The sequence below is a fragment of the Streptomyces aurantiaciflavus genome (genome assembly GCF_049808595.1).
Taxonomy (GTDB): Bacteria; Actinomycetota; Actinomycetes; order Streptomycetales; family Streptomycetaceae; genus Streptomyces.
In genome coordinates this window covers 211,444-237,015 of sequence record NZ_JBNCAQ010000003.1, presented here as the reverse complement: position 1 = coordinate 237,015, position 25,572 = coordinate 211,444, and the positions used below count along the sequence as shown (strand labels likewise).

Annotated in this window: 24 protein-coding genes; 13 read left to right on the top strand and 11 right to left on the bottom strand. The window is 73.0% G+C overall.

The genetic code is table 11. The annotated features are described in order from the left end of the window. Positions 1 to 7 precede the first annotated feature (7 nt). Both ACPT94_RS04530 and ACPT94_RS04525 read right to left on the bottom strand, forming a co-directional pair. Positions 8 to 1,084, bottom strand: a complete 1,077-nt coding sequence (locus tag ACPT94_RS04530) for a Zn-dependent alcohol dehydrogenase (RefSeq protein WP_425245164.1) — start codon at positions 1,082 to 1,084, stop codon at positions 8 to 10. 72 nt (positions 1,085 to 1,156) lie between these two features. Continuing rightward, on the bottom strand, positions 1,157 to 2,032 hold the full coding sequence (locus tag ACPT94_RS04525; protein WP_360351310.1) for a MaoC/PaaZ C-terminal domain-containing protein: 876 nt from the start codon (positions 2,030 to 2,032) through the stop codon (positions 1,157 to 1,159). A 335-nt stretch (positions 2,033 to 2,367) separates the two neighbouring features. Between ACPT94_RS04525 and ACPT94_RS04520 the strand changes: the two genes are divergently transcribed. From ACPT94_RS04520 to ACPT94_RS04510, 3 genes are read left to right on the top strand one after another with little or no spacing between them, the layout of a single operon-like run. After that, entirely contained in the window at positions 2,368 to 3,798 is a 1,431-nt protein-coding gene (locus ACPT94_RS04520) for a sensor histidine kinase (protein ID WP_360351307.1), read from the top strand. 5 nt (positions 3,799 to 3,803) lie between these two features. Further along, positions 3,804 to 4,436 carry a response regulator gene (locus ACPT94_RS04515; protein ID WP_360351363.1) on the top strand — a complete coding sequence of 211 codons (633 nt, stop codon included), beginning with the start codon at positions 3,804 to 3,806 and terminating at the stop codon, positions 4,434 to 4,436. Between the two features lie 31 nt (positions 4,437 to 4,467). Next, a complete protein-coding gene (locus tag ACPT94_RS04510; protein ID WP_425245163.1) occupies positions 4,468 to 5,949 on the top strand; it encodes a hypothetical protein in 1,482 nt (493 codons plus the stop codon). On the opposite strand, the gene ACPT94_RS04505 is transcribed toward ACPT94_RS04510, so the two are convergent. Together ACPT94_RS04505 and ACPT94_RS04500 are read right to left on the bottom strand one after the other, a co-directional pair. Further along, the gene (locus ACPT94_RS04505; protein ID WP_360351247.1) at positions 5,946 to 6,596 is read right to left on the bottom strand and encodes a class I SAM-dependent methyltransferase; all 651 of its coding nucleotides are present in this window, start codon (positions 6,594 to 6,596) and stop codon (positions 5,946 to 5,948) included. The two genes, ACPT94_RS04510 and ACPT94_RS04505, sit on opposite strands and share 4 nt — an antisense overlap. 97 nt (positions 6,597 to 6,693) lie before the next feature. Next, positions 6,694 to 8,370: an MFS transporter gene (locus ACPT94_RS04500; RefSeq protein ID WP_425245162.1), complete on the bottom strand. Its 1,677-nt coding sequence runs from the start codon at positions 8,368 to 8,370 to the stop codon at positions 6,694 to 6,696. 324 nt (positions 8,371 to 8,694) lie between these two features. Here ACPT94_RS04500 and ACPT94_RS04495 point away from each other — a divergent pair, with 324 nt between their 5' ends. The 5 genes from ACPT94_RS04495 (at position 8,695) to ACPT94_RS04475 (ending at position 13,826) form a co-directional block, all read left to right on the top strand. Next, positions 8,695 to 10,173, top strand: coding sequence for a DHA2 family efflux MFS transporter permease subunit (locus ACPT94_RS04495; protein ID WP_360351241.1), 1,479 nt, complete (start codon positions 8,695 to 8,697; stop codon positions 10,171 to 10,173). A gap of 148 nt (positions 10,174 to 10,321) precedes the next feature. Further along, the gene (locus tag ACPT94_RS04490) at positions 10,322 to 11,290 is read left to right on the top strand and encodes an N-acetylmuramoyl-L-alanine amidase (protein WP_360351238.1); all 969 of its coding nucleotides are present in this window, start codon (positions 10,322 to 10,324) and stop codon (positions 11,288 to 11,290) included. 170 nt (positions 11,291 to 11,460) lie between these two features. Then, complete coding sequence (locus ACPT94_RS04485; RefSeq protein WP_360351235.1) at positions 11,461 to 12,273, top strand: hypothetical protein; 813 nt, start codon at positions 11,461 to 11,463, stop codon at positions 12,271 to 12,273. 126 nt (positions 12,274 to 12,399) lie between these two features. Beyond that, complete coding sequence (locus tag ACPT94_RS04480; protein ID WP_360351232.1) at positions 12,400 to 13,410, top strand: LLM class F420-dependent oxidoreductase; 1,011 nt, start codon at positions 12,400 to 12,402, stop codon at positions 13,408 to 13,410. Between the two features lie 122 nt (positions 13,411 to 13,532). Next, positions 13,533 to 13,826, top strand: coding sequence for a hypothetical protein (locus ACPT94_RS04475; RefSeq protein ID WP_360351229.1), 294 nt, complete (start codon positions 13,533 to 13,535; stop codon positions 13,824 to 13,826). A gap of 119 nt (positions 13,827 to 13,945) precedes the next feature. On the opposite strand, the gene ACPT94_RS04470 is transcribed toward ACPT94_RS04475, so the two are convergent. The 3 genes from ACPT94_RS04470 to ACPT94_RS04460 are packed head-to-tail and all read right to left on the bottom strand — an operon-like array spanning position 13,946 to position 17,195. After that, positions 13,946 to 15,016 (bottom strand): prenyltransferase/squalene oxidase repeat-containing protein, encoded by a 1,071-nt coding sequence (locus tag ACPT94_RS04470; RefSeq protein ID WP_425245161.1) that lies wholly within the window; start codon positions 15,014 to 15,016, stop codon positions 13,946 to 13,948. After that, positions 15,013 to 15,777, bottom strand: a complete 765-nt coding sequence (locus ACPT94_RS04465; protein ID WP_360351223.1) for a class I SAM-dependent methyltransferase — start codon at positions 15,775 to 15,777, stop codon at positions 15,013 to 15,015. The genes ACPT94_RS04470 and ACPT94_RS04465 overlap by 4 nt, the downstream gene beginning before the upstream one ends. Next, entirely contained in the window at positions 15,771 to 17,195 is a 1,425-nt protein-coding gene (locus ACPT94_RS04460; protein WP_425245160.1) for a glycosyltransferase family 4 protein, read from the bottom strand. Before ACPT94_RS04460 ends, ACPT94_RS04465 begins: the two co-directional genes overlap by 7 nt. Before the next feature lie 214 nt (positions 17,196 to 17,409). On the opposite strand from ACPT94_RS04460, the gene ACPT94_RS04455 reads away from it, so the two are divergent. Then, positions 17,410 to 18,072 (top strand): TetR family transcriptional regulator, encoded by a 663-nt coding sequence (locus tag ACPT94_RS04455; protein ID WP_360351217.1) that lies wholly within the window; start codon positions 17,410 to 17,412, stop codon positions 18,070 to 18,072. 314 nt (positions 18,073 to 18,386) lie between these two features. On the opposite strand, the gene ACPT94_RS04450 is transcribed toward ACPT94_RS04455, so the two are convergent. From ACPT94_RS04450 to ACPT94_RS04440, 3 genes are all read right to left on the bottom strand, one after another. Next, entirely contained in the window at positions 18,387 to 18,644 is a 258-nt protein-coding gene (locus ACPT94_RS04450) for a ferredoxin (RefSeq protein ID WP_425245159.1), read from the bottom strand. A gap of 52 nt (positions 18,645 to 18,696) precedes the next feature. Then, entirely contained in the window at positions 18,697 to 20,154 is a 1,458-nt protein-coding gene (locus tag ACPT94_RS04445; protein ID WP_425245158.1) for an aldehyde dehydrogenase, read from the bottom strand. A 290-nt stretch (positions 20,155 to 20,444) separates the two neighbouring features. Further along, positions 20,445 to 20,723, bottom strand: a complete 279-nt coding sequence (locus ACPT94_RS04440) for a hypothetical protein (RefSeq protein ID WP_425245157.1) — start codon at positions 20,721 to 20,723, stop codon at positions 20,445 to 20,447. A 250-nt stretch (positions 20,724 to 20,973) separates the two neighbouring features. On the opposite strand from ACPT94_RS04440, the gene ACPT94_RS04435 reads away from it, so the two are divergent. Together ACPT94_RS04435 and ACPT94_RS04430 are read left to right on the top strand one after the other, a co-directional pair. Continuing rightward, positions 20,974 to 22,065, top strand: coding sequence for a Strvi_7410 family MBL fold metallo-hydrolase (locus tag ACPT94_RS04435; protein WP_425245156.1), 1,092 nt, complete (start codon positions 20,974 to 20,976; stop codon positions 22,063 to 22,065). Positions 22,066 to 22,120: 55 nt separating this feature from the next. Continuing rightward, positions 22,121 to 22,606, top strand: coding sequence for a nuclear transport factor 2 family protein (locus tag ACPT94_RS04430; RefSeq protein ID WP_425245155.1), 486 nt, complete (start codon positions 22,121 to 22,123; stop codon positions 22,604 to 22,606). Here ACPT94_RS04430 and ACPT94_RS04425 read toward each other — a convergent pair. After that, positions 22,603 to 23,277, bottom strand: a complete 675-nt coding sequence (locus tag ACPT94_RS04425) for a phosphotransferase (RefSeq protein ID WP_360351200.1) — start codon at positions 23,275 to 23,277, stop codon at positions 22,603 to 22,605. The genes ACPT94_RS04430 and ACPT94_RS04425 overlap by 4 nt on opposite strands. A 295-nt stretch (positions 23,278 to 23,572) precedes the next feature. Between ACPT94_RS04425 and ACPT94_RS04420 the strand changes: the two genes are divergently transcribed. After that, positions 23,573 to 24,793, top strand: a complete 1,221-nt coding sequence (locus tag ACPT94_RS04420; protein ID WP_425245154.1) for an SCO2321 family membrane protein — start codon at positions 23,573 to 23,575, stop codon at positions 24,791 to 24,793. Further along, positions 24,790 to 25,434 (top strand): SCO2322 family protein, encoded by a 645-nt coding sequence (locus ACPT94_RS04415; RefSeq protein WP_425245153.1) that lies wholly within the window; start codon positions 24,790 to 24,792, stop codon positions 25,432 to 25,434. Before ACPT94_RS04420 ends, ACPT94_RS04415 begins: the two co-directional genes overlap by 4 nt. Positions 25,435 to 25,572: the final 138 nt, after the last annotated feature.

Below are 25,572 nucleotides of genomic sequence, written 5' to 3'. Positions count from 1 at the left end.
AGGGGCCTCAGATCTCTATGCAGGTACGCAGGGACGTCCCCGTGCGCATCTGGTCCAGCGCCTCGTTGATCTCGGCGAGCGGGACGCGGTGCGTGATCAGACCCGCGAGGTCGATCCGGCCGGCCCGCCACAGGGCGATGGTCCGCTCGTAGGAGCGCAGGACGTCGCCGCCGCCGTACATCGAGGGCAGGATCCGTTTCTCGTCGAAGAACAGCTCGAACATGTTGAGCTGGAGGAAGTCGTCCAGGGCGCCGGCGCCGACGACGACGAGGGTGCCGCCGCGCCGGGTGGTCTCGTAGGCGGTGCGGGCGGTGGTGGAGCGGCCGACGACCTCGAAGACGTAGTCGAAGCCCTCACCGCCCGTGATCTGCTGCTTCGCGTCGGCCAGTTCCTCGGGTGGGACGGCCTTCGTGGCGCCGAACCTGAGGGCGGCCTCGCGGCGGGAGGCGACCGGGTCGACGGCGACGATCTCGGCGGCGCCCTTGAGCCGGGCGCCCTGGATCGCGGCCACGCCCACGCCTCCGCAGCCGATGACGGCGACGGACGAACCGGCCTCCATGTCGGCGGTGTTGAGGGCGGCGCCCAGGCCCGTCGTCACCCCGCATCCGATGAGCGCGGCGATGTCGAAGGGCACGTCGTCGGGGATCGGGACCGCGCAGCCCGCGTCGACCACGACCTCCTCCGCGAAGGTGCCGGTGCCGGCGAACCCGAAGACGTCCCCGCCGGGGCGCCTGAAGTTGGGCGTGCCCGCGTTCATGAACCCCGCCAGGCACAGCTCGGTCTGTCCGCGCTTGCAGGCGGGGCACGCGCCGCAGGCCGGCAGCCAGCACACCACCACCCGGTCGCCGGGCTTGACGCGGGTGACGCCCTCCCCCACCTCCAGGACCTCGCCCGCGCCCTCGTGGCCGGGCACGAACGGCGCGGGCTGGGGCAGCACCCCGCTCATCGCGGACAGGTCCGAGTGGCACAGCCCCGTGGCGCGCACCCGGATCCTGACCCTGCCGGGGCCGAAGCCCACCGCCTCGACGTCGTCGAGGACCTCCAGCTTGTCCTGGCCGATCTCGTGCAGTACGGCTGCGCGCATGGTGCGGCTCCCCTCAAATCCCCTCGGGGGACGGCTGGTTCAGGAGTGACGGTGGTTCGGAGCGATGGGTGATCAGGAGTGTTCGACGATCGTGTCGGCGAGGACCCGCGCGTCATCACGCTCGACGGCGCTCACCGCTGCCCGGACGGAGCCCTCCCCCCGCCACAGGCGGATGCGCAGGGTCTCCCCAGGGTGGACGACTCCGGCGAAGCGGGTGGCGTACGACCGCACCCGGGTCACGTCCCCGTCGAGCAGTGTGTCGACGACGGCCTTGAGGGTGATCCCGTAGGTGCACAGGCCGTGCAGGATGGGCCGGTCGAAGCCGGCGAGCTTGGCGAACTCGGGGTCGGCGTGCAGCGGGTTCCAGTCGCCGGAAAGGCGGTAGAGCAGGGCCTGGTCCTCGCGGATCGGCCGTTCGAGCACCTTGTCGGGGTCGCCGACCGGTTCGGCGAGGCGGGTGGAGGGTCCCCGGTCGCCGCCCCAGCCGCCTTCGCCCCGTACGAAGATCTGGGCGTCGTTGGTCCACAACGGGCCGTCGGCGTCGGCGACTTCGGTGCGCATGACGAGGACGGCGGCCTTGCCCTTGTCGTACACGGCGGCGATCCGGCCGGTGGCCGTGGCGGTGCCCTCGACGGGGATCGGGCGGTGCAGGGTGAGCGACTGGCCGCCGTGCAGGACGCGGGCGAGGTCGACGTCGACGCCGGGCATGGACAGTCCGCTGATCACGCCGGGGGAGCCGGAGCCCGCGACGGTGGCGAAGCTCGGCAGGACGTGCAGCCGGGACTCCAGGGTGTAGCGCAGTTCGTCGGGGTCGGTCGCGGGGCTGTGTTTGTCAGGATTCGCGGCCGCGCCTACGCCGAGGTGGTAGAGCAGGACGTCCTTGCGGTCCCAGGTGATCTCGCCGGACCGGGGTTCGGCGGCGAGCGCCTTGGCTGCGTCGATGGGCATGGGGCTCCTGACGGTGGCGGTACAGGCGTAAGACCCCGGTACGGTCGTCCGCACCGTCGGCCGCACCGAGGTCGTCACGGGGCCGCGGAACCCGCCTGTTCTAGAACGCGTTCCAGTGCGGCGACCTTCTGTATAGCCCAGGCCCCGGTACTTGTGAAGACTCCTGACGGTATGTCAGAAACGGTTCGCGGCGCCCGTACGCGTCCCGGCCGGCCATGACATTTGTCCCGCCGGGATCGGTACGGGCGCCCCTGCCGGACGGCGGTCCGTTGGCCCTAACGTCGAAGCCGACAGGCACGAGGGGCGGGCGACGAGAGACGTACGGGGGCAGGGACATGAGATGGTCGCGCGGGCAATGGCGGCGCGGACCGGCGTGCCGCTGGCGGGCGTGGCGCGCGTCGGTACGGGAGGCGCGGGAGTACCAGCGCGCGTACCAGGCGAACAAGGAGCGCTTCAAGGCCGACTACCGGGCCGCCCGCGATGCGGGGTTGCTCCCGGAGAACCCGGGACCGCCGCCCAGCGGCTTCTCGCTGCTGCCGTGGCTGCTGCTGGGGATGGGCGCCTTCTCCAACCTCTTCCAGGGCGAGACGCCCCACTGGTGGATCGGCGCTCTGGGCCTGCTGACCTTCAACAGCCTCTACATCTACGTCGCCTTCCACTCCTTCTCCGAGCGGCACCGCGAGGCCGCGCCCACCCGGGTGGCCCTGGCCCTGATGGCCGTGGTGACCTGTGGTCTCGCCGGGGCCTACGGCGGCAACTGGGTGCTGTTCTTCCCGCTGCTGGGCCTGGCGACGGGCGCGGCCCTGCGCGGCCGGCACCTGCGCGGCTTCGGCACCGCCGTGGCCGTCGTCGCGGGCGCGGTCTCCTACCTCCACGAGGGCTGGAGCGGCCTGGACACCGCCTACGCGACCTGGATCTCGACGATGGTGACGGCCGCGATCCTGTCCCTCTCCGAGGCCGTACGGGATCTGCGGGCCGCCCGCGAGGAGCTGGCCCGGCAGGCGGTGGAGCGGGAGCGGCTGCGCTTCTCCCGCGATCTGCACGACCTGCTCGGGCACACGCTGTCGGTGATCGTGGTGAAGTCGGAGGCGGCCCGGCGGCTGGCCCCGCGCGACGTCGACGCGGCCCTCGCGCAGATCACGGACATCGAGGCGGTGGGCCGCCAGGCGCTGACGGAGATCCGCGAGGCGGTCACCGGCTATCGCGAGGGCAGCCTCACCACCGAGCTGGACCGGGCCCGCTCGGCGCTGACGGCGGCGCGCGTCGAGCCGGTCTTCGACCAGTCGGGCCCACCGCTCGCCCCACAGACGGCGGCCCTGCTGGGCTGGGTGGTACGCGAGGCCGTCACCAACGTGGTCCGCCACAGCGACGCCACCCGCTGCGAGATCACCGTGTCGGGGGCGGCGGAGCGAGTACACCTGACGATCACGGACAACGGCACGCGTACGACCGACCGCACCGGCGGTCCCGGGGGCGTGGGCGGACCCACTCACTCCGCCGGCACCGCCCACACCGGCACCCCCACTCACTCCGCCGGCAGCGCCCACACCGGCACCCCCACTTCCACCGGCGGCACCGGTCTGACCGGTCTGCGTGAGCGGCTCGCGGCGGCCGGTGGCCGGCTGACGGCGGGGCCGGGGCCGCGCGGGGGCTTCACGGTCACGGCGGAGCTTCCGGCGGACGTGGCGGGGTCGTCGTACGGCCCGGTGGAAGCGGTGTCCGGGCAGGCGCCCTCCGTCGCCGCCGGACCTACGCTTGGCCCGTGAACGAGATGCCCCGCGACCACCGTCGCGCCAAGTCCGTCAGGGTGCTGCTCGCGGAGGACCAGGGCATGCTGCGCGGGGCGCTGGCCTTACTGCTGGGGATGGAGACGGACATCGAGGTCGTGGCGCAGGTGGGCGACGGGCACGCGATCGTGGACGCGGCGCTCGCGCACCGGCCGGACGTGGCACTCCTCGACATCGAGCTGCCCGGCATGAGCGGCCTGGACGCCGCCGCCGAGCTGCGCGCCCAGGTGCCCGACTGCCGGGTGCTGATCCTGACCACCTTCGGCCGGCCGGGCTACCTGCGGCGGGCCCTGGAGGCCGGGGCCGCGGGTTTCCTCGTCAAGGACGGTCCCGTGGAGGAGCTGGCGGCCGCGATCCGCCGGGTGCTCACCGGCGAGACGGTCGTCGACCCGGCCCTGGCCACCGCCGCGCTCAGCGCCGGCCCGAACCCGCTGACGGCCCGCGAGTGCGACGTCCTCAAGGCCTCCGCCGACGGTGCGACCGTCGCCGACATCGCCGGCACACTCCACCTCTCCGAGTCGACGGTCCGCAACTACCTCTCCTCCGCCATCGGCAAGACGGGCACCCGCAACCGCATGGAGGCGATGCGGGAGGCGCGTCAACAGGGCTGGCTGTGACGGCCCTCGGGCCCACTGGCATAGTGCCGTGATGCTTCGACGAACACGGATCGGCAGACGTGCGGCGGCCCTGGGGTCGAGTCTCGCCGCCGTGCTCGCCGCGGCCGTGGCGCCCGCCGCGGCCGACGGCTCCGGTCAGGTCATGCTGCGGCTTCAGACGCCCTCCACCTTCGTCATGTACAACGCCGACGAGGGCGCCGGGGCGTCGAACAGCGACTTCGTCGTGCCGGTCGCCGTCGTGCCCGGCGGGGGCCCGGCCCGCGACGTCAGGGTCGTCGTGGACGCCTCGGGGCTGGCGGGCGTCGCCATGGCGAGCAAGGGCGGCTACGGCAACTGCACGGGCGACGGTCCGGTGTTCACCTGCGTGTACGGCGACCTCCAGAACGGCGACGGCGAGGCCAACGCGCCCTTCACGCTGCACGGGGTGGACGGCATCCGGCCGGGCGACAGCGGGACGGTGACGTACACCGCCACCGCCGACAACGCGGCCCCCGTCACCGGCGTCACCCGCATGACCGTCGGCGGCCCGACGCTGCACGCGCCCGGCCCGGAGAAGGGCGTGAGCGGGCTGGAGCCGGGCCGGGCCGCGACGCTGACACCGAGGTTCGCCAACAACTCCCGGTTCCCGGCGAAGCAGGGTGTCGCCCTCCAGGTCGACGTGTCGGACGGGATGACGCTGACGGCCCGGCACAGCAACTGCTCCTACGCGGGGCCCGCGCCGACCTCGGCGTGGTGCACGTTCCCCACACAGGCCGCGCCGGGCGCCGCCTACCGCACGAGCGCCCCGCTGGTCTACTCGGTCACGCCGCCCGGGGAGCTGACCGGTGAGGTGACCTACACCTGGTCGGCGGCCCCGCAGAAGCCGGCCGGCCACACCGTGCGCGGCAGGGGCGCCCCGCTCACCCTGGTCCCCGTTCCCGGCGAGGGTTTCGGCGACAGCCGCGGCAGCGTCGCCGTCACCACCACCGTGCAGGCCGACTACCGTCCGGTGACCGCGACCGTGCGGGGCCGGGTCGGCGACACGGTGAAGGTGCGGCTCGGGGTGCGCAACCTGGGCCCCGGGGAGCCGTCCGACGCCGAGACGCTGGGCCGCTTCGAGGTGGTCCCGCCGGAGGGCACCACGGTCACCTCCATCCCGTACTCCTTCGAGGGGGACGGCGGGACGTGGGCGTGCGAGCGGCCGGCCGGGACCGGCGGGGCGTTCGTCTGCGCGATCGGGTACGACCCGTTCTACGAGGCCCGGGACGGCCGGGGGACGACCGCCCTCGACTTCCACATCCGCATCGACCGGCGGGTCCCGGGCGCGAAGGGCACCATCCGCACCTACAACCCGTACGACCGCACCCCCGGCAACGACGTCGCCGCCATCCCGCTGGAGGCGTCACCGGCCCTGCCGTACCGCGCCTTCCGGCAGCCCGGCGCCTGGTTCGCGATCGGCGCGGGCGTCCTGGCGGCGGTCGCCCTGGCGGCCGTCCACCGGCGTCGCCGGGCCGCCGCCCGGGAGGGGTCCTAGAGACCCGGGCCGGTGCGCCGCAGCACCCGCAGCGAGCCGGTGTCCGAGACCTCCGTGAAGGCGCCGGAGGCGAGGGCGCGCAGGTAGACGCGGTAGGGGGCCTGGCCGGTGAACTCGTCGGCGGGATCCGGGAAGACGTCGTGGATGACGAGGAGCCCGCCCTCGGCGACATGCGGGGCCCAGCCCTCGTAGTCGGCGTTCGCGTGCTCGTCGGTGTGACCGCCGTCGATGAAGACGAGGGCGAGCGGGGAGCCCCAGACCGTCGCCACCTGGGGCGAGCGGCCGACCAGGGCGACGACGTGCTCCTCCAGGCCCGCCCGGTGGAGGGCGCGGCGGAAGGTGGGCAGGGTGTCCATCAGTCCGAGCTCGGGATCGACCGTGTCCGGGTCGTGGTACTCCCAGCCGGGCTGCTGCTCCTCGCTGCCGCGGTGGTGGTCGACGGTGAGGGCGGTGACCCCGGCCTGGCGGGCCGCGTCGGCGAGCAGGATCGTGGACCGCCCGCAGTAGGTGCCGACCTCGAGCAGCGGCAGCCCGAGCCCGCCCGCCTCCGCGGCCGCCGCGTACAGCGCCAGCCCCTCGTCGGCCGGCATGAACCCCTTCGCGGCCTCGAACGCGGCCAGGATCTCGGGCTTGGGTGCCGCGGTCATGGGTCCCTCTCGGTCGTACGTACGTCTGGGCGGCCCATGGTGCACCACGCCCCCCGCCGGTGGACGACGGGGGGTGTGGAGGGCGCGGGTGGGCGTGTCAGGCGGTGACCGTCTCGCCCGGCAGTGCCAGGTCCACGTCCACCGCCCGGTCGTCGCCGGCGTGGGTCGCGGCGGAGGCGAGCGGGCCGTGGCCGGTGGCCTGGGCGGCGAGGACGTAGGCGCCTTGGGCGGGGACGGTGAGGGTGTAGCTGCCGTCCTCCGCGGACAGGGCGGCGCCGGCCTGGCGGCCGCGGCGGTCGATGAGGGTGACCCTGGCGCGGGCGACCGGGGTGCCGTCGGCGTCCTCCTCGCTGCTCGCGTGCAGCTGCGGGGAGCGGTCGGCCTTGGGCAGGAAGAGGGCCAGCAGCAGGCCCACGGCGACGGCGGCGGTGGCGATCAGGAAGGAGACCCGGAAGCCGTGCATGGTGGGGACGGCGACGCCGTTCACGGTGTTCGCGGTGTTGGCCAGCACCATGCCGATGACGGCGCTGGAGACGGACGTGCCGATGGAGCGCATCAGGGTGTTGAGCCCGTTGGCCGCACCCGTCTCCGAGGCGGGGACCGCGCCGACGATCAGTGCGGGGAGGGAGGAGTAGGCGAGGCCGATGCCGGCGCCGAGGACGACCGCGATGACGAGGCTCTGCCAGGCGGCGCTCATCAGCCCGAGGCCGGCGCCGTAGCCGATCGCGATGACCAGCAGGCCGAGGATCAGGGTGACCTTGGGGCCGTACTTGGCGGAGAGGCGGGCGTAGACGGGCGCGGTGAACATCATCGTCAGGCCGAGCGGCGCCACGAGCAGGCCCGCGACGACCATCGACTGGCCGAGGCCGTAGCCGGTGCTCTTCGGCAGCTGGAGCAGCTGCGGCAGGACCAGGGAGACGACGTAGAAGCTGACGCCGACCATGATCGAGGCGAGGTTGGTGAAGAGCACGGCGGGGCGGGCCGTGGTGCGCAGGTCCACCAGCGGGGCCGACACCCGCAGCTCCATCACGCCCCACAGGACGAGGACGACGGCGGAGGCGGCGAACAGGCCGAGGGTGGTGCCGGAGGTCCAGCCCCAGTCGCTGCCCTTGGTGATCGGCAGCAGGAAGAGGACGAGGCCGGCGGACAGGCCGAGCGCGCCGGGCAGGTCGAAGGAGCCCTCGGCGCGGGCCGGGGACTCGGGGACGACGAGCAGGGTGAGGGCGATGGCGAGGGCGCCGAGGCCGGCGGCGCCGTAGAAGAGGGCGTGCCAGTCGGTGTGCTGGGCGACCAGGGCCGCGGCGGGCAGGGCGAGGCCGCCGCCGACGCCGATCGAGGAGCTCATCAGCGCCATCGCCGAGCCGAGCCTCTCGCGGGGCAGCATGTCGCGCATCAGGCCGATGCCGAGCGGGATCGCGCCCATCGCGAAGCCCTGGAGGGTGCGGCCGGCGATCATCGTGAGCAGTTCGCTGGTGACCGCGCTGAGCAGCGCGCCGGCGACCATCACGGCGAGGCTGGCGACGAGCATGCGCCGCTTGCCGTACAGGTCGCCGAGGCGGCCCATGATCGGCGTGGCGACGGCGCCGGACAGGAGGGTCGAGGTCAGGACCCAGGTGGCGTCGCTGGGGGCGGTGTCCAGCAGTTGCGGCAGGTCCTTGATGACCGGGACGAGCAGGGTCTGCATCACCGCGACCACGATGCCCGCGAAGGCGAGCACCGGAACGACGGCGCCGCTCGCTTCGCGTCGGGGCTGGTCGGTCGGCGTGTGCGTCATGGAGCGGGGCCTCCAGGCCTGGGTGGGTGGTGCGGCGGGTGTGTACGGCTGTGTACGGCGGGGCTGTACGGAATACGTGCAGGGTGAACCCTGTATGCATGAGCAACTATTCCGTTGCTTTGGCACCCTAACGAAACCTTGACCTTCTCTTGGGGAAGGGGCCCGTCTCATGCGGAAGGGGGACACGCCGAGAGGGACACACGCAGGGGTCACACCGAGAGCGATTCGCCTGTTGAGGAGGGGGATCCACGCGTGCGGACAGCGGACGGCCACCGGAGTCGTAGGCCGAAATTCCGATGGAAGGCACGCAAGCCGGTTGACACCATGACGTCCATGGCCGAAGCGACCCGTACCTCCCGCCGCTCCTCCTCCCCCTCCTCCCCCGCCTGGCTCGTCGTCGCGCTCGCCTGCGCCGGCCAGTTCCTGGTCGTCCTCGACGTGTCCGTCGTCAACGTGGCGCTGCCGTCGATGCGCGCCGAGCTGGGGATGAGCGCGTCCGCCCTGCAGTGGGTGGTGAACGCGTACGCCATCGCCTTCGCCGGGTTCATGCTGCTCGGCGGACGGGCCGGTGACCTGTACGGGCGCAAGCGGATGTTCCTCGTCGGGCTCACCCTGTTCACGCTGGCCTCGCTGGCCGGCGGGCTGGCCGGGGACGACGCACAGCTGCTGCTCGCGCGGGCCGTGCAGGGCCTGGGCGCGGCGGTGCTGGCGCCGTCGACGCTGACGCTCGTCACCGCCGCGGTCCCGCAGGGCGCCGCGCGGGCCCGGGCGATCGCGACGTGGACGGCGGTGGGCGCGGGCGGCGGTGCCGCGGGCGGGCTCGTCGGCGGGGTGCTGGTGGATCTGCTGTCGTGGCGCTGGGTGCTGCTGATCAACGTGCCGGTCGGCGCGGTCGTCCTGGCCGGCGCCCTCGCCCGCATGCCCGAGAGCCGGGCCGGGGACGGCCGGCGCCTCGATGTGCCGGGCGCCCTGCTGGTCACGGCCGGGCTCGCCACGCTGGCGTACGGCATCTCGCAGACGGAGGCCGCCGGGTGGACCGCGCCCGCGACGCTGCTGCCGCTGGCCGCCGGGGTCGCGCTGATCGGGCTCTTCGGCGTCGTGGAGGCGCGGACGGCGGCCCCGCTGATGCCGCTCGGGCTGCTGCGGCTGCGGGCGGTGTCCTCGGCGAACGTGGCGATGCTGCTGTGCGGCTCGGCCATGTTCTCCATGTGGTACTTCATGACGCTGTACGCGCAGAACGTGCTCGGCTACACCCCCCTGGAGGCCGGCCTCGCGCTGATGCCCAGCTCCCTGGCCATCGTCCTCGGCTCCAAGCTCGCGCCCCGCCTCATGCGGGCGGTCGGGGCCCGCGCCGCGGCCGCGCTGGGCGCGCTGGTGGCGGCGGCCGGGTACGGCTGGCAGTCGACGTTGAGCGCCCACGGCGCCTATGTCACCGGGATCATGGTGCCGGGCGTGCTGATGATGCTGGGCGCGGGCCTGTCGTCGACCCCGCTCGCCGCGATCGCCACCTCGGGGACCGCGCCGGGCGAGGCCGGTCTGGTGTCCGGGCTGGTCAACACCTCGCGCACGATGGGCGGTTCGCTGGGGCTCGCGGTGCTGTCGACGCTCGCCGCGGCCCGCACGAACGGGCGCGGAACGCCTCAGGCGCTGACCGAGGGCTACGCGCTGGTGTTCCGTACCGGGGCGGGGGTGCTGCTCGTGGGGGCGGTGCTGATGCTGACGTGGCTGCCGCGCGGCACGGCCCCGGCGACGGCGGGTCCCGCGTCGGCCGGGAACCTGCCCGAGGTGAGGCAACCTTCCTGACCGCTCATGGCCTCGGCCGGTGATCCGGAGGACCGATGCGTGACCCGGAGGACCGACGTGCTGGGAGCACCCCGGAAGAAGGCCGGCCGCCGTCCGTGCGGCCACCGTCCCCCGGACCGCTCGGGGCGGGCCCGTTAGGGTGGCACGCGTGTCGTACGCAGGCCCGGAACTCGATCCCCCGCACCCCCGCCGCTCCCCGCTGCGCCGCCCCCTCGTGGTGGCGCTCGCCGCGCTGGTGCCCGGCGCGCTGCTCGGGTGGGTGGCCTTCGAGGCGCTGGGCGGGTCGGGGGACGGCGGGCCGGACCGGGTGACGGGGGCGGCGTCGAGCAGCCGCACCTCATCCTCGGGCGGCCCCGGCGGTACAGGCGCCGGCAGTGGCGGCGGCGAGAAGCCCGGCGCCTCCGCCTCGCCGTCCGGAACGGCCTCCGTCCCGGCCGGCGCCGGCTCCCTCGAGGGCCGGGTCGTCGTCATCGACCCGGGCCACAACCCGGCCAACGTCGAGCACACCGCCGAGATCAACCGCAAGGTGGACATCGGCACCAACTGGAAGGAGTGCGACACCACGGGGACGTCCACCAACTCCGGTTACAGCGAGGCCGCGTTCACGCTGGACGTGGCGCACCGGCTGCGCACCCTGTTGGAGCGGCAGGGGGTTACGGTGAAGCTGACCCAGGACGGGGACCGGCCCTACGGCCCCTGTGTGGACGAGCGGGCCCGGATCGGGAACGCCGCGCACGCCGACGCGGTCGTGTCGATCCACGCCGACGGCTCCGGGACCGGCAACCGCGGCTACCACGTGATCCTGCCGGGCACGGTCCGCGCGGGCGCCGCCGACACCCGTGCCGTCGTGGGCCCTTCGCGGGACCTCGGGAAACTGATCGCGGACGACTTCGGTCGCGTCACGGGCAGCGCGCCCGCCAACTACATCGGCGACGGCAGCGGTCTCGTCACGCGTAAGGACCTGGGCGGTCTCAATCTGTCAACGGTTCCCAAGGTGTTCATCGAGTGCGGCAACATGCGCGATAGCAAGGACGCGGCGCTGCTGACCAGTGGTGCCTGGCGGCAGAAAGCGGCGCAAGGGATCTCTGAGGGAATCGTGAGTTTCCTGCGCGGGTAGTGATCAGCGCGCTGATCCCTGCGGACAGCCCGATCGTGCGGACGATAGTGTCGTCCCTACGATGAGGGGTCACCCCCGCGCTTCACACCCGGGCCTGACGGCGACATGGTGACAGCGACGCCTCTACCGATGCGTGTATCGATGACGAGACGACTGACGAAGGACCTGAAGTGAATATCCGCTCCCTCACTCGAGGCGACGGCGTGGTGATCGGAGCAGCGGTGTTGCTGTTCATCGCGTCGTTCCTGGACACGTTCGACGGCTCCGGCAACGACGTCCCCAACGCCTGGGACAACCTCGGGCTGCTGATGAGCATGTACGTCGGCGGAATCATCGGGGCGGCCCTGATCGTCGTCGCCAGGGCGCTCCCGCAGCCGCGCAAGGTCATCGGCCTGGACCTCGGTCAGCTCGGGGTCGCGCTGACGATCGTCGCCGCGTGGACCGCGTTCTGGACGATCATCGACCCGCTGGGCGCGTTCACCGACGCCTTCGACGGCGCGGACATCGGCGCCGGCACCGGCCTCATCCTCGGCCTCATCGGCGCTCTGCTGCTGGCCGCGGGCGCCGTCGCCACCCCGCTGGTCCCGGCGCTGCAGGCCGCGCTGATCCCGGCGCCGAGGCCGCAGGCCCCGCAGCCCTACGGCGCCCAGCCGCCCGCCGGTTACGGCTACCCGGGCGCGCAGCAGCCGTCGCCGTACGGCGGTCCGCAGCCGGGTCAGCCGGGTCAGCCGGGTCAGCAGCCGTTCGGCGGGCCGCAGCCGGGTCCGGCGCAGCCGCCGGCCGCGGACTTCTCGCCGTTCTGGTTCGCGGTGCCGGTGCCGCGCCCGCTGTACGCGGAGGACGGCGCGCCGACGCCGATCGCCGAACTGGCGCCGGGCACCTGGTACCTGGCCGTCGAGCAGGGCGCGCAGGGTCTCGTCGCGCAGACCCAGGACGGCCGGCGCGGTGTCCTGCGGGACACGTCCGGCATTCAGCGCGGCTGACCCCGGCCGCGTTCCGGGCCCGTTCGGGGCCCGCTCCTCAGCACTGCACGGCCCCTCGCCCTTCCGGGCGGGGGGCCGCTGTCGTACAGTCGCCTCCCGGATCTGACGTACCGTCAGGAGGCTGGTATGCGGCTCGGACTGGCGCTCGGCTACTGGGGGCGCGGCCCCTCCCCCGGCCATGTGGAGCTGGCGCGGGAGGCGGAACGGCTCGGCTACGACTCCGTGTGGACGGCCGAGTCGTGGGGGTCGGACGCCTTCACCCCGCTGACCTGGATCGCCGCGCGGACGTCGAGGATCAGGCTGGGCACGGCCGTTGCGCAGATGGCGGCGCGCTCGCCGACCACGACCGCGATGCACGCGCTGACCCTGGACCATCTCTCCGGCGGGCGGATGACACTGGGCCTCGGCCTGTCGGGGCCGCAGGTCGTCGAGGGCTGGTACGGGCGCCCGTTCCCGAGCTCGCCGCTGACCGCGACCCGCGAGTACGTCGACGTCGTACGGCAGGTGCTGCGGCGGGAGGGGCCGGTGGAGGTGGACGGGCGGTTCCACGCCCACCCCTACCGGGGCCCGGACGCGACGGGGCTCGGGAAGCCGCTGAAGCCGATCACGCATCCGCTGCGCGCCGATCTGCCGGTGCTGCTGGGCGCGGAGGGGCCGAAGAACGTGGCGCAGACGGTGCGGATCGCCGACGGCTGGCTGCCGCTGTACTGGTCGCCGAGCCGGCCGGAGGCGTACGGTCCGGCGGTGGCGGGGCTGCCGGAGGGCTTCCGGGTCGCGCCGATGGCCCGGGCCACGGTCTGCGACGACGTCTCCGAGGGACTGCTGTCCGTCAAGGCCATGCTCGGCTTCTACATCGGCGGCATGGGCCACGCCCGGCGCAACTTCCACGCCGACCTGATGGCGCGCATGGGGTACGAGGAGGAGGCCCGGCGGATCCAGGAGCTGTTCCTGGCCGGGCGCCGGGAGGAGGCCGTACTGGCCGTCCCGGACGCCTTCGCCGACGAGATCTCCCTGGTCGGGCCGCGGGAGCGGATCGCCGAGCGGCTGGAGCTGTGGCGCAAGGGCCCGGTGACGGACCTGCTGGTGGTGGCACCGGACCCGCACACGCTGCGGGTGCTGGCCGAACTCAACGCATAGGAGACGCGGGCCGACCCGCGGCGCAGGCCCCGGAAGGGTCAAGTCCACCCCGACGCGGGGGAAACGGAAGCATCGGAAACCGGGCGGGGTTTCATCCCGTATCGAACGGCAAGCCGAACAGTATGTCAGCTCGATATCGCAACGGTGCGAATCAGGCCGGTACGGTCATCGCCGTCGTGGCCGACGTGATGGCCCTCATCCTGGGCCTGTGGATCCTCATGTACCTGCTGGGCGCCAACCGCGGCAACGAGTTCGTGCAGTTCGTGCACGACGTGGCCCGCTGGCTGGCGGGCTGGTCGCACGACCTGTTCACCTTCGACGAGGCCTGGGCGAGGGTGGTCGCGGGCTACGGCCTGGCAGCGGTGGTGTACCTGTTCGTGGGCCACGCGATAGCGAACAGGGTCCACCGCCACTGAGAGGGGGCGCCGCAGCGCCCCTTCAGGGGCGCGGGGAACTGCGCGACCAGCCACACTGAACCCGCACCCGCCACCTGGCAGAACCAACCGGGCTCTCAGGCGCCCCCGCCCGCCGGAGGCTACCCGCAACAGTCCGGGTCCAGCCCCGTCGGCAGTTGCTCGCCCCCGAACACCGTGCAGGTGGCCTCATGGCCACCCAGCGCGGCGACCGCCAGCAGCAAGGACCCCGCGGTCCACGTGGTCAGCTCCCGGGGCCAGATCGCCTCGTCCTCGAAGACGAACCCGGTCCAGTACAGCCCCGACTCCGCGTCCCGCAGGTGCTGGATGGACTGCAGGATCTCCAGGGCCCGGTCGGACTCGCCCATCGCCCACAGGGCCAGGGCGAGTTCGGCCGACTCGCCCCCCGTCACCCACGGGTTGGGCACGACACACCGCACGCCCAGCCCCGGTACGACGAACCGCTCCCAGTCCGCCTCGATCCGCGACTTGGCCTCCACCCCGGTCAACGCCCCGCCCAGGACCGGGTAGTACCAGTCCATCGAGTAGCGCCCCTTGTCCAGGAACCGCTCCGGGTGCCGGCGGATCGCGTGCCGCAGGGCGCCCGCCGCCAACTCCCAGTCCGGCTGCGCCTCCTCCCGCTGCTCGGCGATCGCCAGCGCGCACCGCAGCGCGTGGTGGATCGACGAGGAGCCGGTCAGCAGCGCGTCGGCCGTGGGGGTGCCGTCGTCGTCGCGGCGCCAGCCGATCTGCCCGCCCGACTGCTGGAGCCGCAGCACGTACTCGATCGCCGCGTACACGGTCGGCCACATGCGGTCCAGGAACGTGTCGTCGCCGGTGGACAGGTAGTGGTGCCACACCCCCACGGCGACGTAGGCGACGAAGTTCGTCTCGCGGCCTCGGTCGGTGACGTCGGCGAAGTCCCCGTCCTGGTAGGCCGCGTACCAGGAGCCGTCCTCGTTCTGGTGCCGGGCGAGCCACTCGTACGCCCGCTCGGCGGCCTCGTGCTCGCCCGCCGCGTCGAGGGCCATCGCGGCCTCGGTGTGGTCCCAGGGGTCGAGGTGGTGCCCACGGAACCACGGGATCGCGCCGTCCTCCCGCTGTACGGCGAGGATGCCGCGGACGGTCGCGGCGGCCTGCTCGGCGGTGAGGACCCCGGGCAGGACGAGGTGTTCTGTCCGGGGGGTGGTCACTTGGCGTCCGCCCCGGTCTTCTCGGCTTCCGTCCCGGCGAGACGCGGCAGGTGCGGCTTGGTCGCGTACGCCACGAAGCTCTTGCCGATCAGCGGGTTGAGCGCCTGCTCGGCGACCCGGGTGGCCAGCGGCTTCTTCATGATGTCCCAGACCAGCAGCTTGTGGTACGCCCGCACCGGCAGCGCCTTGTCGTTGTCGACGCCGAACGCGCACTTCAGCCACCAGTACGGCGAGTGCAGCGCGTGGGCGTGATGGGTGCCGTACGGCTTCAGCCCCGCCTCGCGGATCCTGGCGAGGAGTTCGTCCGCCTTGTAGATGCGGATGTGGCCGCCCTCGACCTCGTGGTAGGCGTCGGACAGGGCCCAGCAGACCTTCTCGGGGCCGTAGCGCGGGACGGTGATGGCGATCCGGCCACCCGGCTTGAGCACGCGCACCATCTCGGCGAGGACGCCCTTGTCGTCGGGGATGTGCTCCATCACCTCGGAGATGATGACGACGTCGAAGGACTCGTCGGGGAAGGGCAGCGCGAGGGCGTCGCCCTCCATGGCGGTCGCGGTGGCGCCCTCGGGGGCCTCGCCCGCCTCCTTCATCGCCGCGAACCACTTGGCGACCTCGCGGATCTCCTCACCGTTCTGGTCCAGCGCCACGACCTGCGCGCCACGCCGGTAACACTCGAAGGCGTGCCGGCCGGCCCCGCAGCCGAGATCCAGGACTCGGTCGCCCGGGGCGAGCGGGAACCGGGAGAAGTCGACGGTCAGCACGTGGCCCTGCTTTCGCGATCGGATTCAACGTCAACAACGGGAGAGGGGGTCGTCCGGGGGGTGGCCGGAGGCCCGGCGGGGCGTGGCCGTCCGCCCTTGGCGCCCCCGGCGCGCTCGATGGCCTCGCGGTAGCGGGCCACGGTCCCCTCTGCGGCCCGCGCCCAGGTGAACCGCTCCAGCACCCGCTCGCGTCCGGCCGCGCCGAGGCGGGCCCGCAGGTCCGGGTCGCCGAGCAGCCGGCTCAGCCCGGCGGCCAGCGCCCCCGCGTCCCCCGGCGGGACCGCCAGGCAGGTCTCGCCGTCGCGCCCGGCGACCTCGGGGATCGCCCCGCCGGTGGTGGCGACGAGCGGCGTCCCGGTCGCCATGGCCTCGGCGGCCGGCAGGGAGAAGCCCTCGTACAGGGACGGCACGCAGGCGACCTCCGCCGAGCGGACGAGGTCGACCAGTTCGGCGTCGGAGATGCCCTTGACGAACTCGACGGCGCCCTCGAGGCCGTAGCGCTCGATCGCCTGCGCGACGGGCCCCTCCTCCGGCCGCTTGCCGACGACGACGAGGTGGGCGCCGGGGTGCTCGGTGCGGACCTTGGCCAGCGCCTCGACGAGGAAGACCAGGCCCTTGAGCGGCACGTCGGCGCTGGACGTCGTCACGATCCGGCCGGGTATGACGGGCACCGACGGGTCGGGGGCGAACAGGTCGGTGTCGGCGCCGATGTGGACGACGTGGATACGGTCCTCGCGGACACCGAGGTGGTCGACGATCTCCTGGCGGGAGGTGCCGGAGACGGTGAGCACGGACGGCAGCCGGCGCGCGACCCGCTTCTGCATACGGGTGAACGCGTACCAGCGGCGCACGGAGTAGCGGCGCTGCCGGCCCTGGGCCGCGTCGAGCTCCAACTGCCGGTCGACGGTGATGGGGTGGTGGATGGTGGTGACGAGCGGCGCGCCGACGTCCCCCAACAGTCCGTAGCCGAGCGTCTGGTTGTCGTGGACGACGTCGAACTCGCCGCGCCGGGCGCGCAGATGGCGGCGGGCGCGCAGCGAGAAGGTGAGCGGCTCGGGGAAGCCGCCGGTCCACATCGTCGCGACTTCCAGCGCGTCGATCCAGTCGCGGTACTCGTCGCGCTTCGGGGTGCGGAAGGGGTCCGGCTGACGGTAGAGGTCGAGGCTGGGCAGTTCGGTGAGGGAGAGGCGGTCGCCGTGGCCGTCACCGAGGACGTCGAGCACCGGGTACGGCTGGGAGCCGATGACCTCGACCCGATGGCCGAGGCGGACGAGTTCGCGCGAGAGATGGCGGACGTAGACGCCCTGGCCGCCGCAGAACGGGTTTCCCTTGTAGGTGAGGAGCGCGATGTCGAGCGGTCGCCCGCCGTCCGCGGCGAGGTCCTGACCGGGCCCCGCCTGACTGGCCTCAGCGGTCACTCCGGGCCCCCTTCTGCCTGCACTGTCCCGCGAGACTACGACGGGACGCTAATCTAGAACAAGTTTCAGACTTGATCGTTCGGGAGGCTCTGAATCTACCGGCAGGTAGGGACCCTGTGAGCAGTGGATCAGGTGATTCACACCACGACCGGACACCCTGTTCTGCAGTGTGATCGCAAGCCCTCACCGACTGTCACGGAACGGGACCCGGACCATGCCTGCGGAAGCCAGTACCCAGCACCCCTCCCCCACTTCCGGCTCCGCCCGAGCGGGGGGACCCCCGTCCTCGCCCCTCACGGAGCGGCAGGAGGCCCGCCGCCGCCGCATTCTGCACGCGAGCGCGCAACTGGCGAGCCGGGGTGGTTTCGACGCGGTGCAGATGCGGGAGGTCGCCGAGTCCTCGCAGGTCGCCCTGGGCACCCTCTACCGCTACTTCCCCTCCAAGGTCCACCTGCTGGTCGCCACGATGCAGGACCAGCTGGAGCACATGCACGGCACGCTGCGCAAGAAGCCCCCGGCGGGCGAGACCCCGGCCGAGCGGGTCGCCGAGACCCTGATGCGCGCCTTCCGCGCCCTGCAGCGCGAGCCGCACCTCGCCGACGCGATGGTCCGCGCCCTCACCTTCGCCGACCGCAGCGTCTCCCCCGAGGTCGACCAGGTCTCCCGCCAGACGACGGCGATCATCCTCGACGCGATGGGCCTCGCCGAGCCCACCCCCGAACAGCTCTCGGCGGTCCGCGTCATCGAGCACACCTGGCACTCGGCCCTGATCACCTGGCTCTCGGGCCGCGCCTCCATCGCCCAGGTGCGGATCGACATCGAGACGGTGTGCCGCTTGATCGACGTGACGGATCCGGGCGGCCCCCGGCACTCGTGACCCCGACACGCGCAGGCGCGTACAGAAGGGGCCGGGCACGGGCGGGACCACATACAGACAAGGACCACCGCGCACAGAAAGGACCTACGAGACGGGTTCCCTGCGCCGGCATTACCCGGATCAGGTAGTGGAGGTCGCCTTCCGGCCCGACTACTGCCTTCCGGCCTCTCAGCCCGACCGTCGACGTCGGCCCCAGCGGATGCCGAAGCGTCTCGCCAGAGTCGGCTACTCCGGTCGAACTCCCTCACTCGTCCCGTAGGCCAATAACAGAATAAAACGCATCACAGCAGAGGGAACCCCCCAAAGGGGATTTTTTACTCTTCCGGCGGGAAAACCGCCTCCCCGCTCTCCCTCAGCGTGATCGTGATCGCCTCCACCGGACAGCTCTCCGCCGCCTCCAGCACCCGCTCGTTCGCGTCCGGGTCCGGGTCCACCGGACGGGACTGGCGGGCCGCGTCCAGGCGGAAGCCGTCCGGAGCGTGGTGGAGGCACTGGGCGGAGCCGATGCACAGGGAGCGGTCGACCTCGACGTGCCAGCGATCCCCCGCCCCCGCGCCCGGCTCCCCCGCCACTCCCGGCTTCGCTGGAGCGGGACCCCCCTGCGCGGGACGTGCCCCCATCGGCTCAGCCCTCCCAGCCCGCCGGCAGATGGATCATCTTGTGCTCCAGGTACTCGCCGTACCCCTCGGGACCGAACTCCCGCCCCAGCCCGGAGTTCTTGTAGCCGCCGAACGGGCCGAGCATGTCGAGGCTGAAGGTGTTGACCGAGTAGGTGCCGGTACGGACCTGGCGGGCGACCTCGATGCCGTGCTCGACGTCCGCCGTCCACACGCTGCCGCTCAGCCCGTAGTCGGAGTCGTTGGCGATCTTCAGGGCCTCGGACTCGTCGCCGTAGGGGAGCAGGCAGATCACCGGGCCGAAGATCTCCTCCCGCGCGATCCGCATGGAGTTGTCGACGTCGCCGAAGAGGGTCGGCTCCACGTACCAGCCCCGGTCCAGGCCCGGCGGGCGCCCGCCGCCGGTGAGGATCTTCGCGCCCTCCTCCTGGCCGATGCGGATGTAGTCGAGGTTGCGCTGCTGCTGGCGCCTGGCGACCAGCGGGCCGACCTGGGTCGCCGGGTCGAGCGGGTCACCGACGACCAGGGCGCTCGCCGCCGCCGCGAAGGCGTCCGCGAACTCGTCGTAGCGGGAGCGCGGGACCAGGATGCGGGTCTGGGCGACGCAGGCCTGGCCGTTGTTCATCCAGGCCGCCGGGACGATCCCGGCCACCGCCGCCTCCACCTCCGCGTCGGGCAGGACGACCGCCGCCGACTTGCCGCCGAGCTCCAGGGTGACGCGGGTGAGGTTGCGGGCGGCGACCTCCATCACGCGTTTGCCGGCCGCCACCGATCCGGTGAAGGAGACCTTGTCGACTCCGGGGTGCCCGACCAGGTACTCGCTCACCTCGCGGTCCGCCGGGAGGATCGACAGCACGCCCTCCGGCAGGCCCGCGTCCCGCGCGATCTCCGCCAGCAGGTAGGCGTCCAGGGGCGACTCGGGCGACGGCTTGAGCACGACCGTGCAGCCGGTGAGCAGCGCGGGCGCGAGCTTGGCGGCGGCCACGAACTGGGGGACGTTCCAGGGGACGACGGCCGCGACCACACCGACCGGCTCCCGCCGTACGAGGATCCTGCCGAGCACGCCGTCGCGCCGCTCCTCGTACCGGAAGTCGCGGGCGACCGTGATCGCCGCGTCCCAGACCATCATCGCGCCGAGGGCCTGCGCGAGGACGCTCCAGGAGTACGGGGAGCCGTTCTCGGAGGAGATCACGCGGGCGATCTCCTCGTGGCGGGCGGCGATGCCGTCCTTGATGCGGGTGACGACGGCGATCCGCTCGTCGAGGGCCAGCCGGGGCCAGGGCCCCTCGTCGAAGGCCTGCCGTGCCGCCGCGACCGCCCGGTCCACGTCCGCGGGCGAGGCGTGCGGGACGCGTCCGATGACCTCCTCGGTGTGCGGCGAGACGACCTCGATGACGTCCTTGCCCAGGGGGTCGGTCAACTCCCCGCCGATGAACAGCTGTCCGTGTTCCACGAGCTCGGTCATGACGACCGCCTCTCCGAGAGGGCCTGCGGGAATCCCGTTTCTGACGGTGTTTCAGAAACTGATACCAGTTCCGGTCGAACTAAGCCAGGCTTGCCACAAAGCAGGCCCCCACCAGCGGGTTTAGCGCTGGTGGGGGCCAGTCGTGCCACCGGGGGGGGCGGTCCGTGGGCCGTTGTTCCCCGAGCCGCCGCGCGTGGGAGCTCCGAGGGGAGTGGGTGTCCGAGCAACGCCCACCCGAAGGGCGGTCTCCTTGGGAGTTCAGATGCCAGGGGCGTAAAACCGTGAGGGTTTCAGTCGCCGTTCTTCTCCACGAAGTTCGTGGAGGTTCCGGGTGAGCAGATGTTCGCGTTCGAGTTGACGCCTTGCGGCTCCACGAAGCCCACCGCGGACGCCGCGGCGCTGGCAGTCTCAGCGGCAACAGCGAATACACCCGCCGTGCCCTCGCTCGGCGTCGTGGTGTTCACCGACTCGCCCACATAGCAGTTGTACTCGATGTGGTACACGACCGTCTGACCCTCGTCGCGGTGACGGTTCTCACCGTGGTAGCCATCGGCCTGGGCAGTCCCCACCCCGGCGAGGCTGACGCCGCACACCATGGCCGCCCCCACGGCGAGCTTGCGCGCAGGTGTTCTCCAGGGCTTTTGAAATGCCCGGCGTTCGGGGCGCCGTCACAGCGTCTCCCTGTCCCGGGCGCGGCAATTCCGCCGGCGAAGACCGCTCACGCCTGGCCGGAGATGGTCTCGCGGGCTCCCTCCCGGCCCTGTCTGACAGTCCGTCAGTTCTGGTTATAGTGGGCAACGGCCGTGGGACGGAGGGCAGATGACAAGCAGCCTGGGCGGGGATCCCGTGACCCCGACGACGTACGACCACGGTGGAGGCGTGCGCTCGATCCGCGTCCCCATCCCGGACAACCCCCTCGGACACACGCTCGTGTACGTCGTCGACACCGACCGGGGCCCGGTCCTCGTCGACACCGGCTGGGACGATCCCACCGCCTGGGACACCCTCACCGCCGGACTGACCGCCTGCGGCACCTCCGTCACCGAGCTGTACGGCGTCGTCGTCACCCATCACCATCCCGACCACCACGGCCTGTCGGGCAGGGTGCGGGAGGCGTCCGGGGCCTGGATCGCGCTGCACGCGGCGGACGGCGCGATCGTCCGGCGCACCCGTTCGACCCGCCCCGAGCGCTGGTACACGTACATGACGGCCAAGCTGGTGGCCGCCGGCGCCCCCGAGGAGCACGTGGCACCCCTGCGCACAGCCCTCCCCCACTCTCGGCTTCGCCCGAGCGGGACGGACCCCCAGCGCACCCTGCCCGGCCTCTCCCCCGCCCTCCCCGACCGCGAGATCGTCCCGGGCGAGTTCCTCGACCTGCCCGGCCGCCGCCTGCGCGCGATATGGACCCCGGGCCACACACCCGGCCACGTCTGCCTCCACCTGGAGGAGGAGCACCCGGCCCGGCTCCCCGGTCGGGGACGGCTGTTCTCCGGCGACCACCTGCTCCCCGAGATCACCCCGCACATCGGCCTGTACGAGGACCCCGACGACACCACTGTCACCGACCCCCTCGGCGACTACCTCGACTCCCTCGAACGCGTCGGCCGCCTCGCCCCCGCCGAGATCCTCCCCGCCCACCAGCACGCCTTCACCGACGCGCCCTCCCGGGTACGGGAGTTGCTCACCCACCACGAGGACCGCCTCACCGACCTCCAGGGCCTGCTGGCCGAGCCCCTCACCCCCTGGCAGCTCGCCGAGCGCATGGAGTGGAACCGGCCCTGGGAACAGATCCCGTACGGGTCCAGGAACATCGCGGTCTCGGAGGCCGAGGCACATCTGCGGCGCCTGGTGAAGCTGGGGCGCGCGGAGGCGGTGGCGGGGAGCGAGCCGGTGACGTACGTCGCGGTGTGAACCGACGGCGTCGACCGCTCGCGGGACATGAGCGACCCCTGGTAATCACGGACCCATGAATCCCTTGGAGCAACTCCTCGCCGAACGCGCCTGCGAACGCCTCGTCCTCGACTTCGTCCACCGTCTCGACCTCGGCGACCCCTCCTCCGTGGCCGAGCTGTTCACGCAGGACGGCACCTGGGAGTGGCCGGCGGGCGAGCGACTCGTCAAAGGCCGTGACGCCCTGCGCGCCTACTTCGGCGCCCGCCCCGCCGACCGGCTCTCCCGCCGCCTGATGTCGAACGTCCTCGTCGAGGTGACCTCCCCGCACACCGCCGTGGCGACCTCGTACTTCACGACCTACCGCGTCGACGGCCACGAGGGCGGGATGGTTCCGGCCGGTCCCCCGGTCCAGATCGGCCACTACGAAGACACCTTCCGCCGCTCCCCGGAGGGCGAATGGCTGCTGGACACCCGGACCTTGTTCCTGCCCTTCGGCGGCCCCACACCGCACCTCCAGCAGCCTTCGGACCACCCGGAAACCTCCAGTGGGAGCGTCTAGTTCGCCAGCGAGCGGACCAACTCCCCGGCTGCCCCCAGGAGTCCGACCTCGCCTTCGCTCATCGTCGGATTCGCCGCCCGTCGCCGCAGCGCCTCCGTCAGGCCCTCCTCGGTGAGGTCGAACGGGTCGGCGAGCAGGGCGGTCAGCATCGCGCGGGCCGGTGCGGCGAGCGGCTCGGCGGAGACGGCGACCTGGGCGAGGATCACCGCCGACATGCCCCAGTCGAGGCCCGGTTCGCCCTCCTCGGCGGTGGCCCAGTCGATGACCCGGGGACCGTCGGAGGTGAGGATCACGTTCTCGGGGTGCAGGTCGAGGTGGAGGACCGCGGCCCCGGGCCCGGACGTGCGGGCGGGGACGGCGTGCAGCGCGCGCAGCAGCCGGGCGATCGTGGCGCCCGCCTCCTCGGCGCCCAGCGCGCCCGCCGCGAACGCCTGGAGCATCGTCGGCCCGTCCAGCCGCTCCATCACCAGGTCGGTGCGCGAGCCGGAGGGCCGTACGGCGGGCGCCGGGTAGCCGTGGGCCCGGACGTGCGCCATGACCGCCCCCTCGGCGGCCGCGTCGCCCCACCCGTCGCGGTCGCGGCGCAACACCCACGCCTCGTCGATCTCGTACACGTCGGCCGTGCGACCCGAGCCGAGCAGTCGGCCCGGCGCCCTCCCCGTGGTGGTCATGGCCCCAAGCTACCCGGGCCCACACCGGCACCCCTCAGGGCTTTCCCTACGGGCGAGTACAGTGGCCGAGTCGTCATCACACCCGTACGGGGGGAAGCCGGTGCAATTCCGGCGCTGACCCGCAACCGTGAACCGTCCTTCGGGCCGGCGAGCCGGACTGCCCCGGGCGGGAGCGTGACCGGCTCGCGTGCGCCGGCAGCCCGCCGTCGCACGGCACCGTCGAGGTTTACGGAGCCGAGCCGCCGGGGTGTCCCGTGCTGCCCGGCTCCCTGACAGGGAGAGGCACCCGCCGATCATGAACGTCCGCCGCAGCGCCGCTGTCCTGGCCGCCACCGCAGTGATCGGCGCCGCCACGCCCGCCGTGGCCGCGTCCCCTTCGCCGTCTCCGTCGGTGGCGATTCCCTCCGGCCTGTACGGCAGCACCGACCCCACGTACGACGGCGTCTGGCGCCAGTCGCTCGCACTGCTCGCCCAGGACACGGTCGGCGTGAAGCCGGCGGAGAAGGCCGTGAACTGGCTGACCGGGCAGCAGTGCGCGAGCGGCGCCTTCGCCGCCTTCCGCGCCGACCCCGCCAAGGCCTGCGACGCCAAGCTCATGGTCGACACCAACAGCACGGCCGCCGCCGTCCAGGCCCTCGCGGCCCTCGGCGGCCACGAGGCCGAGGCGAAGAAGGCCGTCACATGGCTGAAGTCCGTACAGAACGCGGACGGCGGCTGGGGGTACTCCCCCGGCGGCGCCAGCGACACGAACTCGACGTCCGTCGTCGTCGGCGCGCTGGTCGCGGTCGGGGAGAAGCCCGACGAGGTGCTCAAGGGCGGCCGGTCCCCTTACGACGCGCTGTTGAGGCTCGCCCTCCCCTGCGACGGAGCGGGCGCGGGCGCCTTCGCCTACCAGCCCGACAAGCAGGGCAAGCTGGCGGCCAACGCGGACGCGACGGCCGCGGGTGTCCTCGGCACGCTCGGCGAGGGCCTGGCGCCCGGCGCGGGGGCGAAGAGTGACCCCGCGCCCTGCGCCGACCCGGACCACCCGCGGCAGGCCGCCGCCAACGCCGGCACGTACCTGACGCAGGCCGTCGCCAAGGACGGTTACCTGAAGTCGGTACTCCCCGGCGCCACCGACCAGCCCGACTACGGCAACACCGCCGACGCCGTGGTCGCGCTCGCCGCGCAGGGCGGCGCGGAGCGGGCGCGGAAGCCGTTGCGGTGGCTGGAGCAGAACGCCGCCGCCTGGGCGAAGCAGAGCGGTCCCGCCGCCTACGCCCAGCTGATCTTCGCGGCCCACGCGACGGGCACGGACCCGCGCGCGTTCGGCGGAACGGACCTGGTCGCGGCCCTGAACGCGACGGGCCCGACACCGCAGGCGACGGAGAACACGGCCACGGAGAAGCCGGACGACGACTCGGACAAGGGCGACTCCGACGACGGTTACGGCACCTGGTGGACCATCGGCGTCTTCCTCGTCGCCGGCATCGGCATCGGCTTCCTGATCAGCGGCCGCAGGAAGCAGCAGCCGTGATACGCCGCGCCGCCGCCCTCGTCCTCGCCGCGCTGCTCCTGGCCCTGGCCGGCCCCGGCCCGGCCCAGGCCACCGGCTACCGCTACTGGTCCTTCTGGGAGCACGACGGCGACCGCTGGCTGTACGCCACCGAGGGCCCCTCCACGGCCCGCCCCGCCGACGGCGCCGTCCAGGGCTTCCGTTTCGCCGTCAGCGAGGACTCCCAGGACGCGTCCCAGCCACGCGGCGGGGCCGACTTCGCGGGGATCTGCGCGAGGACGCCCGCGCAGGAGGGCAAGAAGCGGGTGGCTCTGGTCCTCGACTTCGGCACCCGGGAGGACGCTCCCTCGGGCGAAACCCCACCGGCCTCCCGCACGGCCTGCGCCCAGCTCCCCGAGAACGCGACCACCGCGGAGGCCCTGGCCCTGGTGGCCAAGCCCCTCCGCTACGACACCAACGCCCTGCTCTGCGCGATAGCCGGCTACCCGAAGACGGGCTGCGGCGACCAGGTGAGCACGGGCAAGAACCCGACGGCGACGGAGAAGCCGAGCGAGAAGGGGGACGACGGCGGCCCGTCGGTGGGCGTGTACGCGGGCGGCGCCCTGATCGCCGCACTGGCCGCAGCGGCGGTGTGGCAGGCCCGGCGGCGTGGGCATGGATAGGCGCGGCGAAGCCATTCAGCCCACGGGCAGTCAGCCCACGCGCCCCGCGGGCCGCCGAGCAACGCAGCCTGCGGGCCGTCAGCCCACGCGGCCTGCGGGGAGTCGTGCCGCTGGGGCGCTGGGGGTCCCCCCGCGCGA